This is a genomic window from Proteus sp. G2674, from assembly GCF_009915195.1.
Taxonomy (GTDB): domain Bacteria; phylum Pseudomonadota; class Gammaproteobacteria; order Enterobacterales; family Enterobacteriaceae; genus Proteus; species Proteus mirabilis.
The window spans coordinates 92,938-108,545 of the sequence record NZ_JAABLS010000042.1; the positions used below are offsets into that span (position 1 = coordinate 92,938).

13 protein-coding genes are annotated in these 15,608 nt (G+C 40.2%); 5 read left to right on the forward strand and 8 right to left on the reverse strand.

All coding sequences use genetic code 11. The features are described from left to right. Nucleotides 1-2 precede the first annotated feature (2 nt). From nuoC to hexA, 4 genes are all read right to left on the reverse strand, one after another. Nucleotides 3-1,799 carry an NADH-quinone oxidoreductase subunit C/D gene (nuoC, locus tag GWI58_RS17160; protein WP_004243696.1) on the reverse strand — a complete coding sequence of 599 codons (1,797 nt, stop codon included), beginning with the start codon at nt 1,797-1,799 and terminating at the stop codon, nt 3-5. A gap of 76 nt (nt 1,800-1,875) precedes the next feature. Continuing rightward, nucleotides 1,876-2,550 (reverse strand): NuoB/complex I 20 kDa subunit family protein, encoded by a 675-nt coding sequence (locus tag GWI58_RS17165; RefSeq protein WP_004243697.1) that lies wholly within the window; start codon nt 2,548-2,550, stop codon nt 1,876-1,878. Between the two features lie 17 nt (nt 2,551-2,567). After that, nucleotides 2,568-3,020, reverse strand: a complete 453-nt coding sequence (locus tag GWI58_RS17170; RefSeq protein WP_004243698.1) for an NADH-quinone oxidoreductase subunit A — start codon at nt 3,018-3,020, stop codon at nt 2,568-2,570. Nucleotides 3,021-3,815: 795 nt separating this feature from the next. Next, on the reverse strand, nt 3,816-4,733 hold the full coding sequence (gene hexA, locus GWI58_RS17180; RefSeq protein WP_004243703.1) for a transcriptional regulator HexA: 918 nt from the start codon (nt 4,731-4,733) through the stop codon (nt 3,816-3,818). 842 nt (nt 4,734-5,575) lie between these two features. On the opposite strand from hexA, the gene GWI58_RS17185 reads away from it, so the two are divergent. Further along, the gene (locus GWI58_RS17185; RefSeq protein ID WP_004243704.1) at nt 5,576-6,790 is read left to right on the forward strand and encodes a pyridoxal phosphate-dependent aminotransferase; all 1,215 of its coding nucleotides are present in this window, start codon (nt 5,576-5,578) and stop codon (nt 6,788-6,790) included. Nucleotides 6,791-6,923: 133 nt separating this feature from the next. Beyond that, a complete protein-coding gene (yfbR, locus tag GWI58_RS17190; protein WP_004243705.1) occupies nt 6,924-7,505 on the forward strand; it encodes a 5'-deoxynucleotidase in 582 nt (193 codons plus the stop codon). Nucleotides 7,506-7,565: 60 nt separating this feature from the next. Here yfbR and GWI58_RS17195 read toward each other — a convergent pair whose 3' ends face one another. From GWI58_RS17195 to yfbV, 4 genes are all read right to left on the reverse strand, one after another. Continuing rightward, on the reverse strand, nt 7,566-9,395 hold the full coding sequence (locus GWI58_RS17195; RefSeq protein ID WP_036895279.1) for an SLC13 family permease: 1,830 nt from the start codon (nt 9,393-9,395) through the stop codon (nt 7,566-7,568). Between the two features lie 109 nt (nt 9,396-9,504). Next, nucleotides 9,505-10,167: a sugar phosphatase gene (locus GWI58_RS17200; protein ID WP_012368105.1), complete on the reverse strand. Its 663-nt coding sequence runs from the start codon at nt 10,165-10,167 to the stop codon at nt 9,505-9,507. A gap of 34 nt (nt 10,168-10,201) precedes the next feature. Continuing rightward, entirely contained in the window at nt 10,202-10,696 is a 495-nt protein-coding gene (locus tag GWI58_RS17205; RefSeq protein WP_023843594.1) for a YfbU family protein, read from the reverse strand. Between the two features lie 140 nt (nt 10,697-10,836). Next, entirely contained in the window at nt 10,837-11,292 is a 456-nt protein-coding gene (gene yfbV / locus GWI58_RS17210) for a terminus macrodomain insulation protein YfbV (RefSeq protein ID WP_004243712.1), read from the reverse strand. 391 nt (nt 11,293-11,683) lie between these two features. On the opposite strand from yfbV, the gene ackA reads away from it, so the two are divergent. The 3 genes from ackA to GWI58_RS17225 all read left to right on the forward strand — a co-directional run bounded on the left by ackA (nt 11,684) and on the right by GWI58_RS17225 (nt 15,590). After that, the gene (gene ackA, locus GWI58_RS17215; RefSeq protein ID WP_004243716.1) at nt 11,684-12,886 is read left to right on the forward strand and encodes an acetate kinase; all 1,203 of its coding nucleotides are present in this window, start codon (nt 11,684-11,686) and stop codon (nt 12,884-12,886) included. Between the two features lie 77 nt (nt 12,887-12,963). Continuing rightward, nucleotides 12,964-15,108 carry a phosphate acetyltransferase gene (pta, locus tag GWI58_RS17220; protein WP_017827864.1) on the forward strand — a complete coding sequence of 715 codons (2,145 nt, stop codon included), beginning with the start codon at nt 12,964-12,966 and terminating at the stop codon, nt 15,106-15,108. A 338-nt stretch (nt 15,109-15,446) separates the two neighbouring features. Next, nucleotides 15,447-15,590 (forward strand): Hok/Gef family protein, encoded by a 144-nt coding sequence (locus tag GWI58_RS17225; RefSeq protein ID WP_004247166.1) that lies wholly within the window; start codon nt 15,447-15,449, stop codon nt 15,588-15,590. The last annotated feature ends 18 nt before the right edge of the window (nt 15,591-15,608 follow it).

The following is a 15,608-nucleotide window of genomic DNA, read 5'->3' on the forward strand; positions in this document are numbered from 1 at the left end:
GATTAACGATCCACATCCGACATTACAAAATCGATACTTCCCAGATAGACAATCAAGTCAGAAACCAGACTACCGCGGATAACCGCTGGGATTTGTTGCAGGTGAGCAAAACTTGGCGTACGAATACGCGTACGATAGCTCATCGTGCTGCCATCACTGGTTAAATAATAGCTGTTGATCCCTTTAGTGGCTTCCACCATCTGGAATGATTCATTCGCAGGCATAACAGGGCCCCATGAAACCTGTAAGAAGTGGTTAATCATGGTTTCAATATGCTGTAATGTGCGCTCTTTTGGTGGCGGAGTCGTCAGTGGATGGTCGGCTTTAAATGGCCCTGCTGGCATATTTTTATAACACTGCTCGAGAATACGTAAGCTTTGACGTAATTCTTCGACTTTCAGCATGACACGATCGTAACAGTCACCATTGCTTGCTACTGGAATTTCAAACTCAAAGTTTTCATACCCTGAGTATGGACGCCATTTACGCACATCAAACTCAACCCCTGTAGCACGAAGCCCGGCACCCGTTACCCCCCAATCTAACGCTTCTTTAGCGTTATAAGAGGCAACACCAATGGTACGGCCTTTTAAAATGCTGTTTTGCAAGGCGGCTTTAACGTAAGAATCAAGACGTTTTGGCATCCAATCTAAGAATTCACGTAGTAAGCGTTCCCACCCTTTTGGTAAATCGTGAGCAACACCACCGATACGGAACCATGCCGGATGCATACGGAAACCGGTAATTGCTTCCACAATATCGTAAACTTTTTGACGATCAGTAAAGGCAAAGAATACCGGTGTCATCGCACCAACATCTTGGATAAAGGTACTGATATACAGTAAATGGCTATTAATACGAAATAGCTCAGACAGCATGACACGAATGACTTTAACGCGCTCAGGTACTTCAATACCGGCAAGCTTTTCCACCGCCAGTACATAAGGCATTTCGTTAACACAACCACCAAGGTATTCAATTCGGTCGGTATAAGGAATATAACTATGCCATGATTGACGCTCGCCCATTTTCTCTGCACCACGATGGTGATAACCAACATCAGGTACACAGTTGACGATTTCTTCGCCATCAAGTTGCAAAATAATACGGAATGCACCGTGAGAAGATGGGTGATTAGGACCGAGGTTTAAGAACATAAAGTCCTCATTCTCAGTACCGCGTTTCATTCCCCACTCTTCTGGTTTAAAGGTCAGTGATTCCATTTCCAGATCCTCTTTCTGCTTAGTCAGCACATAAGGATCAAATTCTGTCGCACGAGCGGGATAATCTTTACGCAGTGGATGACCTTCCCAATTCGGCAACATCATAATACGGCGTAGATTAGGGTGTCCGTTAAAGACGATCCCAAACATATCCCACACTTCACGCTCATACCAATTCGAGTTCGGAAAGATAGAAGTGAGAGTCGGTAGATTAAGATCTTTTTCACTTAATGCGACTTTCAGCATGATATCTTTATTACGATCGAGTGATATCAGATGATAGAAAACGGAAAAATCAGCTGCCGGCAAGCCTTGACGATGCGTGCGGACACGCTCATCAACGCCATGCAAGTCGTACAGCATGACATATGGTTTTGGTAAAGATTTGAGGTATTGCATAACCTCAATAAGTTGTTCCCGCTTAACCCATACCACTGGCATGCCAGTACGAGTCGGCTGGAATGTAAACGCATCTGGCCCAAATTTCTGACGCAGTTCGTTAACCACCTGATCATCAATATGATCGCTGGTTTCCCACGCTGGCCGTGCGCTATTTTGCGCTATCTGATCGGTCATTTCTATTCACCACAACTTTGATCAGGGTTACTATGATCGCAACACATTGCTCTGGTTACGTCTTAGGCAAAAGCCTTTAAATTTCGTCTGGAGTACGCAGATTTTTTACTGCGATCCGCTCACCGTGTTTTCTTTCTCGTTCTGACTGCATATTGGCACGGTAAACGCCTTGGTCGCCCACCACCCAAGATAATGGGCGACGTTCTTTACCAATGGACTCTTGTAATAACATCAATGCTTGCATATAAGCTTCTGGACGAGGTGGGCATCCTGGGATATACACATCAACAGGAATGAATTTATCGACACCTTGCACTACCGAATAGATGTCATACATACCACCAGAGTTAGCGCAAGCTCCCATGGAAATAACCCACTTAGGCTCTAGCATCTGATCGTATAAACGCTGAATAACGGGCGCCATCTTTGTAAAGCAGGTTCCTGCAACCACCATAAAGTCAGCTTGACGAGGGGAAGCACGTAATACTTCAGAACCAAAACGCGCTACGTCATGGACCGCAGTAAATGACGTCACCATTTCAACGTAACAACAGGAAAGACCAAAATTATATGGCCATAAAGAGTTTTTTCTGCCCCAGTTCACAACGTCATGTAACGCATGTTCCAGTTTTCCCATATACACGCTGCGATGAACGTGAGCATCTAACGGGTCACTGACAATTTCCTGTGATTGCAGGGGATAACGGTCATTCTCACCGTTCGGATCTATGCGGGTGAGCGTATAATCCATTTTTAATGCCTCGCTTATTACTGCTGCGGATGTTTGCCGCTGGTTAATCTGACATGGCTTTTACCCGCGGTTTCACGGCGAGAGCGAACTGGTGTCCAATTTAATGCACCAATACGAACCAAATAGAATAATCCAGCTAATAAAATTGCGATAAAGACAGCTGCTTCAATAAAGCCTAACCAGCCCACTTCACGTACGGAAACGGCCCAAGCATAAAGAAACAGTGCTTCAACATCGAAAATTACGAAAAACATGGCAACTAAATAGAATTTAGCTGACATGCGCAGACGAGCGCTGCCAACGGAATCAAGGCCAGATTCATAAGGAACATGTTTAGCCCTTGCTTGTGCACGGCCGCCTAAATAGCGGGCACCCAGCAACATGAGCGAACATAACCCCAATGCGCCTATTAAGAAGACAGCAAATGCCCAATAGTGGGCGATAACTTCGGTGGTCGTAGACATACTCATTGCTTACTCATCAAAGGTGGTGTCAATTAACCAACTCTTATCCGGCGGTTTACACCACATTTATTAATACGAAAAAAAAGGTAAAACAACAGACTTGCTAATTAAATAAATGATAACAATCTATTTAAACCTTTCTTCTTTTAAGGAAAACATTGTGATAACTCACTCAGTTTTCCGTCGCTTCTTAACAAATTTAACACTCATTTTTAACACCCAATTACTGGCCAATGCTAAAACGTGTCAGTCAACCTACAAATTTTCTGCTAACACGCTTAGTCTAACCGATAATTCGATTTTACTACACCAGTATCTCAGGAAAAACCTGACTCTATATAGGCAAATGTGCCTTATTTTTTTGATCAAACTCACAAAATAGTCGAAAAAATACATAATCAGTTTAAATTTTATCCAAATTTTAACAAATTAACTTTCCAATAATGTGGAGAAGGTCAAATATCCGTTTTCATTTGACTATTTATTCCCTGAAAACCTAGACAAACCTTTTATTTGTTAACAATTTCTACAAGCGTGTAACCCATCACAACTGCATACAATTTTTTAACAAAGCGACTGAGCGGGAAAAGAGAGGTGGATCACACTGTGATATACATTAATCTCTATAAATATTAAACCAATGTGACTATTTAAAAATAAAGCATAAAAAAACGGAAACAAATGCGTTTATAGCACCTGTTTCCGTTGATTGTGATATATCACTTTATTGTTTCGTTTGACTATTTTTAACCGTTAATATGGGTTATCCAAATAATCATGATAACAATATCACTCTGCGCCTTACTCTAAATCTAAAGAATGCGCTTCTTCAACTGAAGTGACAGTATAAGGCGTTTTCTTATTTTCGATGGCATTGAATACCGTTAATACAGCTTCGTTTTGCTCATCAAAATTACGATATAACCAGTACTGAGTCTCAGGCAAACGAGGTAACCCTTCGCTTTCGCCTAATATACGTAAATCAGCATTTTGCATTTCTAATGGACGAGCTGTGATCCCCACTTCGGCATTTACAGCAGCACGAACGGCAGATAAAGAAGCCGCTTCATACGCAATACGCCATTGAATACCTGCGTCATCTAGTGTATTTGTTGCCAACTGACGGAATGGGTTAGTTTCGTCCATGACCACTAAAGGAATAGGCTCATTCATTTGTAATTGGAAATCAGGGGCACAATGCCACAAAACAGGTGCTGTACGTAACGCTGTGCGTGGATGATGTCCAATACGTGCAGTGGTTAATGCTAAGTCGATTTCGTGGTTATCAAGCATAGTCTCAATAAATTGAGAACGCTTAATACGCACATCAACCGCTAAACGTGGATATACTGATGCGATACGATTTAACAAAAATGGTAATAGTGTATCGACGGAGTCATCAGATGCACCAATACGTAACTCACCTTCAGCATCGCTATATGTTAATGAAGCAGTTGCATCATCATTAGCACGGAGAATTTGACGTGCATAGCCTAATAATTGTAAGCCATGCTCTGTTAACAGTTTATTACGACCATGACGGGCAAAGAGTTCTCTGCCGACTAATTGCTCTAAACGTTGCATCTGCTGACTGACTGCAGATTGAGTTCGACATACAGCGGCCGCGGCGGCTGCAAAAGTATTCAAATCTGCTACAGCAACAAACGTTCTAAGCAGATCGAGGTCGAGATTCATTATCGGACGATTTGCATTAATCATTGTTTATTCTTCACTTATTTTTGATTTTTAAATTACATATACCTGGTGTTTTTTATCAAAAGTCTAAATTGGACTTCCGATTCAGACAGTACCTTACTCTGAAAAAGAGAGCAAAGACATACTGAATACTTTACATTTGTTTGTTGTCGTTTACACCTCCTAGTTCGCAAGCAACTGCATTTTTTTGTAACAAATTAAATTTTATTATCATTCTAAGGATCTACAAGAAAGAACTGTATACCATCATTACAAGTTAGATGTAGATCATACAATGCTCTCTAGGAATACATAAATTTTAACATTTTTAAAATAATTTAAATTACCTTAACTGTGTATGCTATTTTAAGTATCCACCCTTATAAAATATATTTAAGATTTCAATTTAATTTATATAAAAACTATTTGATTGATATGAATAAAAATAGATTTAACCATATTATTTGAAAATTTAATATATTAAGTAAGATAATACAAATCCGATAAAATTATTCAATAATTGATTATGCAACATCTTATCAACTTCCCTCTCACATCTGGTTATTGTTAAAAAACGCACTAAAAACCCTCTCTTCACCAGCATAATATTTTTGATTTTTATTCAAAATAAGAACATACCACCAGATTAAGTGATACTTTCAGCCATCAAAATAAGTTCTTTAGAATAAACTGACCTTTTACACCAAAAATTATCTAGCATCTTCAAAAGTTTGTAGTGTAAGAGTAGAGTGATAGAACAGTTAATTTGCTGGGACAGCCTTTTCATTTATATCTTTCCGAGATGTGTATGAGAAATATAAATGTCGCTATGTAGATAAAGTCATACCCGATTAGGTAAACGTGCTATGAATCAAATAAAAAAATCAAGTAAACTCGACCATGTTTGTTATGACATTCGAGGACCGGTTTTGCAAGAAGCAAAACGTCTGGAAGAAGAAGGTAATAAAGTATTAAAACTCAATATTGGTAACCCAGCACCTTTCGGTTTTGAAGCGCCAGATGAAATCTTAGTAGATGTTATTCGTAACCTACCTAGCTCCCAAGGCTATAGCGACTCTAAAGGGCTTTTTTCAGCACGTAAAGCCATCATGCAACATTACCAAGCACGTGATATGCGTGATGTAACTGTTGAAGATATCTATATTGGTAACGGTGTTTCAGAGCTTATCGTACAAGCTATGCAAGCATTATTAAATGATGGCGATGAAATGCTAGTTCCAGCGCCTGATTACCCATTATGGACCGCTGCGGTTTCTCTTTCTGGGGGTAATGCTGTTCATTACATGTGTGATGAGCAACAAGGTTGGTTTCCTGATTTAGATGATATCCGTCGTAAAATCTCCCCCAGAACGCGCGGTATTGTGATTATAAACCCTAACAATCCAACCGGCGCGGTATATAGCAAAGAGATTTTGCTGGAAATTGTTGAAATTGCCCGTCAACACAATTTGATTATTTTTGCTGACGAAATTTATGACAAAATTCTTTATGATGATGCCCAACATCACTCTATCGCCGCAATGGCACCTGATTTATTAACTGTTACCTTTAACGGTTTATCAAAAACCTATCGCGTCGCAGGATTCCGCCAAGGTTGGATGGTACTTAATGGCCCGAAAAAACAAGCAAAAGGCTATATTGAAGGCTTAAATATGCTGGCATCTATGCGCTTATGTGCCAACGTGCCGATGCAACACGCGATCCAAACGGCATTGGGTGGCTATCAAAGTATCAGTGAATTTATTCTACCCGGAGGCCGTTTATACGAGCAACGCAACCGCGCATGGGAGCTTATCAATCAAATTCCAGGGGTTTCTTGCGTTAAACCAATGGGAGCGCTGTATATGTTCCCTAAAATAGACTTAAATCGTTATAGTATTAAAGATGACCAAAAAATGATCCTCGATTTACTATTACAAGAAAAAGTCTTATTAGTGCAAGGTACTGCATTTAACTGGCCTCACCCTGATCATTTCCGTATTGTGACACTCCCTCGTGAGAATGATTTAGAGATGGCGATTCAAAAATTTGGTCGTTTTATTGTCGGCTATCACCAATAGTTATTATTAATAAAGATAAAACGCAATATCACTGAGGTTATATTGCGTTTTTTTATTTTCTTACTGATCACCGTTTACATCTAGTGTCTATCCACTCACAATAATCTCTTCAATCACGCTATTGGGAGATATTATGAGTTACTTTTTTGCCCACCTTTCTCGTTTAAAGCTAATTACACGCTGGCCTCTGATGCGTAATATTCGCCAAGAAAATGTCTCTGAGCATAGTTTACAAGTGGCTTTTGTTGCCCATGCATTAGCGGTGATTAAAAATCGTAAATTTGATGGCAATGTCAACGCCGAGCGTATTGCACTACAAGCAATGTATCATGATGCCAGTGAGGTTATCACCGGTGATATGCCAACTCCTATTAAATACCACAATCCACAAATTGCTCATGAATATAAAAAAATAGAAAAATATGCTCAGCAAAAATTGATTGAAATGTTACCCGAAGAGTTACAAGAAGATTTTCGCCCTCTTATCGATGAGCAATTACATAGTGAGGAAGAAACTTTTATTGTCAAACAAGCTGATAGTTTATGTGCCTATTTAAAATGCCTTGAAGAGTTAGCTGCGGGTAATAGCGAATTTAATTTGGCCAAAAATCGTTTAGAAAAAACGTTAGCAGAAAGACATAGCCCTGAGATGGACTATTTTATGAAAGTGTTTGTACCAGGCTTTAGTTTATCGCTAGATGAGATCAGTGAGTAAGTAGCAAAAACGCCGTTATAATAAATGAAACTAAACGGCGTTTTTGCAAAAGATAACCGATTAAAATGGGAATAATAGCGGTATTAAGAAAACGCTAATCAACATCACAATGATGGTAAAAGGCACCCCTATTTTAATAAAATCAGCAAATTTATAACCACCAGGCTCAAGGATCAGGGTATTAACCGGGGATGATACAGGTGTCATAAACGCCGCCGATGCAGCAACACCAATAACCATTGCAAAAGGTAACGGAGAGACATTCATTTGATGGGCCGCTGCTATTGCAATCGGTGCCATTAACACCGCCGTTGCCGTATTAGAGATAAATAAACCAATAGTGGCACAAAGTACAAATAAACAGACTAACATAACCTGTGGCCCAGCATTCCCTGCTACATCCATAAGTCCATTAACGATAAGCTCGATACCCCCAGTTTTTTGCAATGCAGCCGCAAAAGGCATCATCCCGACAATCAAGATTATACTTGGCCAATGAATAGAACGATAAGCACTTTCCATATCTATACAGCGAAATTTTCCCATCAATAAGCAAGCAATTAACGCGGCAATAAAGTTAGGTACTTCATTGGTCACCATTAATGCAACCATTAATGCTAATGAAAAAAGTGCATGTGGTGCTTGCGATGAGGCCGGTGCAACAGTATCAATTTCAGCCGCTAAATTTAATACAATAAAATTACGCGGTTTTGTCGAAAGTATACGAATTAATTTCCAATCACCAATAACCAGTAACACATCTCCCAGACGTAATGGCTCATCAACAATTTTCCCCGGTAAAGCACTCCCTTCACGGCGAATAGCCACAACGTTTAGCCCATAACGTGTACGGAATTTGATTTCTCTTAATGATTTTCCTAATAATTCTGAGTCAGGGTTCATAGAGACTTCCGCTAATCCCACATCACGAGATTGCTCAGAAAAATACTCTCCACGTAACACCATCGGCTCTAACATTTGTTCACGACAGAACTCTCGTAAATCTACCTCACTTGCTGACATATCCACTAATAGGACATCTCGCTCTCTTAATTCAGTGCCTCCCGTCGCACTGACCATAACACGCCGAAAACGCCTCCAGCGTTCAATACCGACAACGTTTGCTCCATAGCGAGAGCGTAAATGTAATTCATCTAGAGAGTGACCTATCAGTGGTGAGCCTTTACGTATGGCTAAGCGACGTGCACGCCCTGCTAATTGGTAATCACGGATAAGATCACGAAAAGTACGACGATAAACCTCTTTTTGCTTACCCCCTTCACTTGAACCTAACCAACGACGTACCACCAGCATATATAATACACCCGCAATTAATACAGCGATCCCTATTGGGGTAATAGAGAAAAACTGAAAACTGGGTAGCCCTTCCCTAACTAATTCACTATTAACCACCATATTAGGCGGTGTCGCAACTAGGGTCATTAAACCACTAATTAACCCCGCAAAGCCAAGAGGCATCATTAATCGACTGGGAGAAGTTTTCATCCGTGCCGCCACACTGAGCACCACAGGAATAAAAATAGCCACCACCCCTGTCGAGCTCATAAAAGCCCCTAAACTTGCAACACAGATCATTAATAGCACCAGCATTTTTACTTCGCTACTACCCGCAACTCGTACTAGCCAATCTCCCATTTGATATGCCACACCTGTTCTTACTAATCCTTCCCCAATAACAAAAAGGGCCGCAATCAGTAATACGTTCGGATCGCTAAATCCTACCGTGGCTTCATTTAATGAGAGTGTGCCGCTAAGAACAAAAGCGACGATGACAAGTAAAGCGACCACATCCATGCGGATTTTGTTGGTCGTAAAAAGGACAATAGCTATCAATAGCAGGCTTAAAACCCATAATAATTCGCTATTCAAAATGGCCTCGATCAGCAATAAGTGAAAACAGATTAATACGTCAATTCACTGCATTGATAAGTAGACCATTTTTACCAATATAAATCTCGTTATATGATCAAATAAATGATTAACATTTATGCTTAATAACGACTTGCTGATTTTCTTTGTCAATTTGTAAATCATTTAATGAATCAATGATTAAATCAATTTCATTACGACGAGGAAGGGAAATCGGAGCATGTACGGCAATAACCTGACACCCGGCATCTAAACCAGAATAAATACCTGCAGCAGCATCTTCAAAAACCACACACTCTTCGGGAGCCAAGCCTAATTTTTTTGCCCCTAAAAGATAAGGCTCAGGGTTGGGTTTCCCTTGAGTGATACATTCTGCCGTCACCCAATGTTTAGGCTCAGGAATACCTGTAACTGACTGACGAGTAGAGGCAATTGGTACTGTGCCTGAGGTGACAATTGCCCAAGGGATCGCTAAGTCGTTTAAGCGATTAATGAGTTCGATAGCCCCCGGAAGAGGGGCTAATCCTTCTGTTTGTGTCGCTTCTAACTTTTCTAGCCAACGAAAAGTCTCTTCAATCTGTGCTTGCGTAGCATTAGGCATAAAATGGCGAATCGACTCAATGGCCGGCTTTCCATGGATATAGTTATTAATTTCTTGTGTTGATACCCCTACTCGCTCACCAAATAGTGCCCAACAGTATTCAACAACAGGCAATGAATCAACTAATGTACCATCTAAATCAAAAAGAAAGCCTTTACAGGTGATTGTCATATTTTATGCCTACCTTATCGTGATGCGTTAATAATTACGCATTCAGTATTTGTTGGATCTCAACACTGCTTAGGTGATATTGACGTGGACAGGCTAACCAAACAGCCAGCATTCTTTGGTATTTCTCCCACATAGGCGTTTGAGAGTTAAAACCATGACTACCACTATCAAAATGCGTATATCGCCCTTCAGTATTGACCATAAAGCGTACATAACTAAGATAACGAGATTCTGTTGCTGCATCAAAGCCCATAAATGCCACTCGACGAGCATCCGGCATTTCTGGTGATTTTAAATTTTCTCGAGAAACTTGCAATGCATGGTACATTTCCATGATGTTAATAATGGTTCGGCAGGTCTCTTCTGACATCTCATCAAAATCGCGGTCTAATTCACGTAATTGTAATCCATAACCACGTTCAATAATTGTCTGATAGCGACGATAACGTTCAGCGTTATCAGGATCCATCATGGTCATCATTTTATATTGATTAGAGAGGATCAAGCGTTGTGCGTGTGTCATTTCCATCATTAATTCTCCAAAGAAATTATTGGAGAGAGCATGGCATTAATCAAAACACTTGAGTAGTGCTAACAACACGTTTTTTGATCTAAACAGGGGTAATTTTAATCCATTAAATAACCCATGAAGAAGGTAGAACAAATGTTCTACACATCATCAAGAAAAGAGCGATCAAGTTGCTTAAAAGCACGTTTAAGCAAATGCGCTAATGAGAGATAGGTTGGCGTCTTTTCTACTGGGGCTAATGCAATACCCGCTTGCTCAAATTTTTCACGAATTTCATAAAACCAATTGAGTAACACAGCGGGTAATGGCGTTGCAGCGCGTTTTCCTAACCACCATAATCCTTGCATTGGCAGGCTACAGGCAAAAAGTGCAGTAGTGATCGCCGGCCCCAAATCACCACCTAATGCAATTTGCCAGGTCAATGTAAAAATAGCGATAGGAGGCATATAACGTATACCAAAACGCGTTGCTTTTATCATTCTATTTTCAGGAAAAACTGGGGCTAATTGCTTCTCAACCGGCCAGGTTTTTAGATACTCGTTCCCTAGGCGTAACTTTTTGAAGAAACCTGGGGGAGTCACTGTCGGTTCGTTCATAATGACCTCAATCAATTTTTTCTATAACTTTTAAAAAACATCTATAAAGAATAAAAATCTTTTAGTAGAATTAAGTATATTTTGTCTTTGTTGCCTTTACTCTGTATCCTGTGCTCATTCTAAAGGTTTGTGGCAATAAAGCGCTATATTTTGTTTGCCGGCGTGATTTTCAACCCTTTTCGCCGATTTTCGGGCAAAAATTTCGGGGTGAATAAAAATCGTCCAATTGATGATTGGCAACTATAATTAGCATCAAGTTTTTTACCCTAAGCATGATGCGTATCATTAATGTCATCATAGTAATGCGATAGGCTTTTATGAGTGACGTTTTATTAACCATCGTCTTTATAATATAAAAGACACTACGACAACAAGATAAATAGGTAATTCCATGTCAAGTAAGCTGGTGCTGGTACTGAACTGCGGTAGTTCTTCTCTTAAGTTTGCAATTATTAACCCAGAAAATGGTGAAGAATTCCTTTCAGGCTTGGCTGAGTGCTTCAACCTTCCTGAAGCCCGCCTGAAGTGGAAAATGGATGGTCAGAAACATGAAGCGGCTTTAGGCGCTGGTGCTGCCCACAGCGAAGCATTAAACTTTATTGTTAATACTATTCTGGCTGAAAAACCAGAACTTTCACAACAAATCGCAGCAATTGGTCATCGTATTGTTCACGGTGGCGAGAAATTTACTAAATCTGTCGTCATTACTGACGAAGTCATCAAAGGTATTGAGGCGGCTATTCCATTTGCCCCATTACATAACCCAGCTCACCTTATTGGTATTGAAGAAGCGCGTAAAGCCTTCCCTCATTTAATTAATAAAATGGTGGCAGTATTTGACACTGCATTCCACCAAACAATGCCAGAAGAAGCTTATCTGTATGCTCTGCCATACAGCTTATATAAAGATCACAGCATCCGCCGTTACGGTGCTCACGGAACTAGCCATTTCTTTGTTTCTCGTGAAGCAGCTAAAATGTTAAATAAACCTGTTGATGAACTGAACGTAATCACTTGCCATTTAGGTAATGGTGGTTCTGTTTCTGCTATTGTTAACGGTAAATGTGTTGATACTTCTATGGGTTTAACACCATTAGAAGGTTTAGTCATGGGTACTCGTAGTGGTGATATCGATCCTGCTATCGTGTTCCATTTACATGATACTTTAGGTATGAGCGTTGAAGATATTAATAAACTGCTCACTAAAGAATCTGGTTTATTAGGTTTAACGGAAGTTACTAGTGACTGCCGTTATGTTGAAGATAACTACGAAACAAAAGCTGATGCTAAACGTGCAATGGACGTTTACTGCCATCGCTTAGCGAAATACATCGGTTCTTATTGTGCACTGATGGAAGGTCGTTTAGATGCCATTATCTTCACTGGTGGTATCGGTGAAAATGCAGCAATGGTTCGTGAATTATCACTGAAAAAACTCGCTCTATTAGGTTTTGAAGTTGATCATCAGCGTAACTTAGATGCACGTTTCGGTAAATCAGGCACCATCACTACCGATAACAGCCGTCTTGCTGTTGTTATCCCAACTAACGAAGAGTTAGTTATCGCTCAGGATGCTAGCCGCCTGACCGCTTAAGTTTTTTGATGTACTGCCAGTGTTATGCTGGCAGTACTGTTTCACATAACGAGCAACCGATATTTAAAGAGGTTTCCGTGTCCCGTACAATTATGCTAGTCCCAACTGATACACGCGTAGGTTTAACCAGCGTCAGCTTGGGTGTAATCCGTTCTATGGAACAAAAAGGCGTTCGCCTTAGTGTATTCAAACCTATCGCACAGCCTCGTGTTAAAGGCGCATTAGATCAAACCACTGCGATTATCCGCTCTCACTCCACAATTCAATCCGCAGAACCTTTAAATATGGATTACGTTGAGTCATTACTCAGCTCCAATAAAAAAGATGTTCTGATGGAAGAAATTGTTGCTAGATATCACGAAAATACTGCTGATGCAGAAGTTGTACTGATTGAAGGCTTAGTGCCAATGCGTAAGCACCCTTTTGCACAATCTTTAAACTATGAGATTGCCAAAACATTAGGTGCTGAAATTGTTTTCGTTACTGCATTAGGCAACAACACCGCTGAGCAGTTAAAAGAGCGCATTGAATTTGCTCGTGCTGAATTTGGTGGTGTAAAAAATCAAAATATCACAGGTGTGATTGTTAATAAATTAAATGCCCCTGTGGATGATCAAGGTCGTACTCGCCCTGATTTATCAGAAATTTTTGATGACTCAAGCAAAGCGATTATCTCTAATATCGATTTAAATACCATCGAAAAAAATAGCCCACTTCCTTTATTGGGTTGCATTCCATGGAACTTCGATTTAATCGCTACTCGTGCTACAGATATGGCAAAACACTTAAATGCGACTATCGTCAATAAAGGTGATATTGAAACTCGTCGTATTAAGTCTGTGACTTTCTGTGCTCGTAGTATTCCACATATGTTAGAGCATTTCCGTCCAGGTTCATTGCTTGTCACTTCTGCCGATCGCCCAGATGTGTTAGTTTCAGCATGTCTTGCTGCAATGAATGGCGTTGAAATCGGTGCTATCTTACTCACAGGTGGTTACCAAATCGATGCACCAATTAAACAATTGTGTGAGCGTGCATTTGAAACTGGTTTACCTATCTTTATGGTTAATTCAAACACTTGGCAGACTTCATTAAATCTGCAAAGCTTTAGCTTAGAAGTGCCAGCAGATGACCATGAGCGTATCGAAAAAATTCAGAACTATGTTGCTCAACATATCAATAACCAATGGATTGATTCACTGACAGCAAACTCTGAACGTCCTAATCGTTTATCACCACCAGCATTCCGTTATCAATTAACGGAATTAGCTCGTAAGGCGAAAAAACGCATCGTATTACCTGAAGGTGATGAACCTCGTACCGTTAAAGCCGCGTCTATTTGTGCTGAACGTGGTATCGCAACCTGTGTACTGTTAGGTGATCCTGAAGAAATTCGTCGTGTTGCTGCAGCACAAGGTGTTGAATTAGGTACAGGTATTGAACTCGTCAATCCTAAAGAAGTACGTGAAATTTATGTACCTCGCTTAGTTGAACTGCGTAAAAACAAAGGTATGACAGAAGTTGTTGCTCGTGAACAGTTAGAAGATAACGTTGTTCTCGGTACCTTAATGTTAGAAAAAGGCGTCGTTGATGGTCTTGTTTCTGGCGCTGTTCATACAACCGCTAACACTATTCGCCCACCACTACAGTTAATTAAAACTGCACCCGGTAGCTCATTAGTGTCTTCTGTGTTCTTTATGCTACTACCAGAACAAGTCTATGTTTATGGTGACTGCGCAATTAACCCAGATCCAACTGCAGAACAACTGGCTGAAATCGCTATTCAATCTGCAGACTCAGCAAAAGCGTTTGGTATCGACCCACGCGTTGCGATGATCTCTTACTCTACAGGTAACTCAGGTGCTGGCAGTGACGTTGAAAAAGTGCGAGAAGCAACTCGTTTAGCACAAGAAAAACGTCCAGACCTGATTATTGATGGTCCTTTACAATATGATGCGGCTGTAATGGCTGACGTTGCTAAATCTAAAGCACCAAACTCACCTGTTGCGGGTAAAGCAACTGTGTTTATCTTCCCTGATCTAAACACCGGTAACACTACCTATAAAGCAGTACAACGTTCAGCTGACTTGGTTTCCATTGGACCAATGTTACAAGGTATGCGTAAACCCGTTAACGATCTTTCTCGTGGCGCGTTAGTCGATGATATCGTCTACACTGTTGCATTAACTGCAATTCAAGCAAGCCAACAAGAAAATGCCTAATTATTGAATTCACTTCAATAAATTATAAAAACGCCAGTTCATATCACTGGCGTTTTTTTATAATGCTTGATAAATCAAAAAACACATTATAAACCCCGCTCATAAAACAAAATAACCCATTGATTTAACAAATCTTTTTAGCTTTATTTTAGCAAAATAAACAGAGACACACGGCTATTTTCTGTTAGTATACAGGCGGGTGCTTGGATCATTTTGGTTCAAGCATTTGCAAGGACCAAAAAGACGAAAGCCCCGAATTCTATTTACATAAAATTCGAGGCAGTCTCAAGTCCACAACAACTTGATTCTGTCTCCTTTAACAAGGAGTGTCAAGAGAAATGACTAAGCTTGCCCTTATTGGGCTGATTACTGTATGTATTACAGTTTTGTGTTTTACTCTACTGAGACATGAAAGATTGTGCTCTTTTAATATCAGCAGTGGTAACACCCTAGTTCAAGCGAATTTATCTTGCGATAAATAGCTTTGTGGGGGAATTTTC

What these genes read in the sequence shown, in the direction of transcription:
- nuoC (WP_004243696.1), bottom strand. Translation starts at nt 1,799, where the DNA reads ATGACCGATCAGATAGCGCAAAATAGCGCACGGCCAGCGTGGGAAACC.
- GWI58_RS17165 (WP_004243697.1), bottom strand. Translation starts at nt 2,550, where the DNA reads ATGGATTATACGCTCACCCGCATAGATCCGAACGGTGAGAATGACCGT.
- GWI58_RS17170 (WP_004243698.1), bottom strand. Translation starts at nt 3,020, where the DNA reads ATGAGTATGTCTACGACCACCGAAGTTATCGCCCACTATTGGGCATTT.
- hexA (WP_004243703.1), bottom strand. Translation starts at nt 4,733, where the DNA reads ATGATTAATGCAAATCGTCCGATAATGAATCTCGACCTCGATCTGCTT.
- GWI58_RS17185 (WP_004243704.1), top strand. Translation starts at nt 5,576, where the DNA reads ATGAATCAAATAAAAAAATCAAGTAAACTCGACCATGTTTGTTATGAC.
- yfbR (WP_004243705.1), top strand. Translation starts at nt 6,924, where the DNA reads ATGAGTTACTTTTTTGCCCACCTTTCTCGTTTAAAGCTAATTACACGC.
- GWI58_RS17200 (WP_012368105.1), bottom strand. Translation starts at nt 10,167, where the DNA reads ATGACAATCACCTGTAAAGGCTTTCTTTTTGATTTAGATGGTACATTA.
- GWI58_RS17205 (WP_023843594.1), bottom strand. Translation starts at nt 10,696, where the DNA reads ATGGAAATGACACACGCACAACGCTTGATCCTCTCTAATCAATATAAA.
- yfbV (WP_004243712.1), bottom strand. Translation starts at nt 11,292, where the DNA reads ATGAACGAACCGACAGTGACTCCCCCAGGTTTCTTCAAAAAGTTACGC.
- ackA (WP_004243716.1), top strand. Translation starts at nt 11,684, where the DNA reads ATGTCAAGTAAGCTGGTGCTGGTACTGAACTGCGGTAGTTCTTCTCTT.
- GWI58_RS17225 (WP_004247166.1), top strand. Translation starts at nt 15,447, where the DNA reads ATGACTAAGCTTGCCCTTATTGGGCTGATTACTGTATGTATTACAGTT.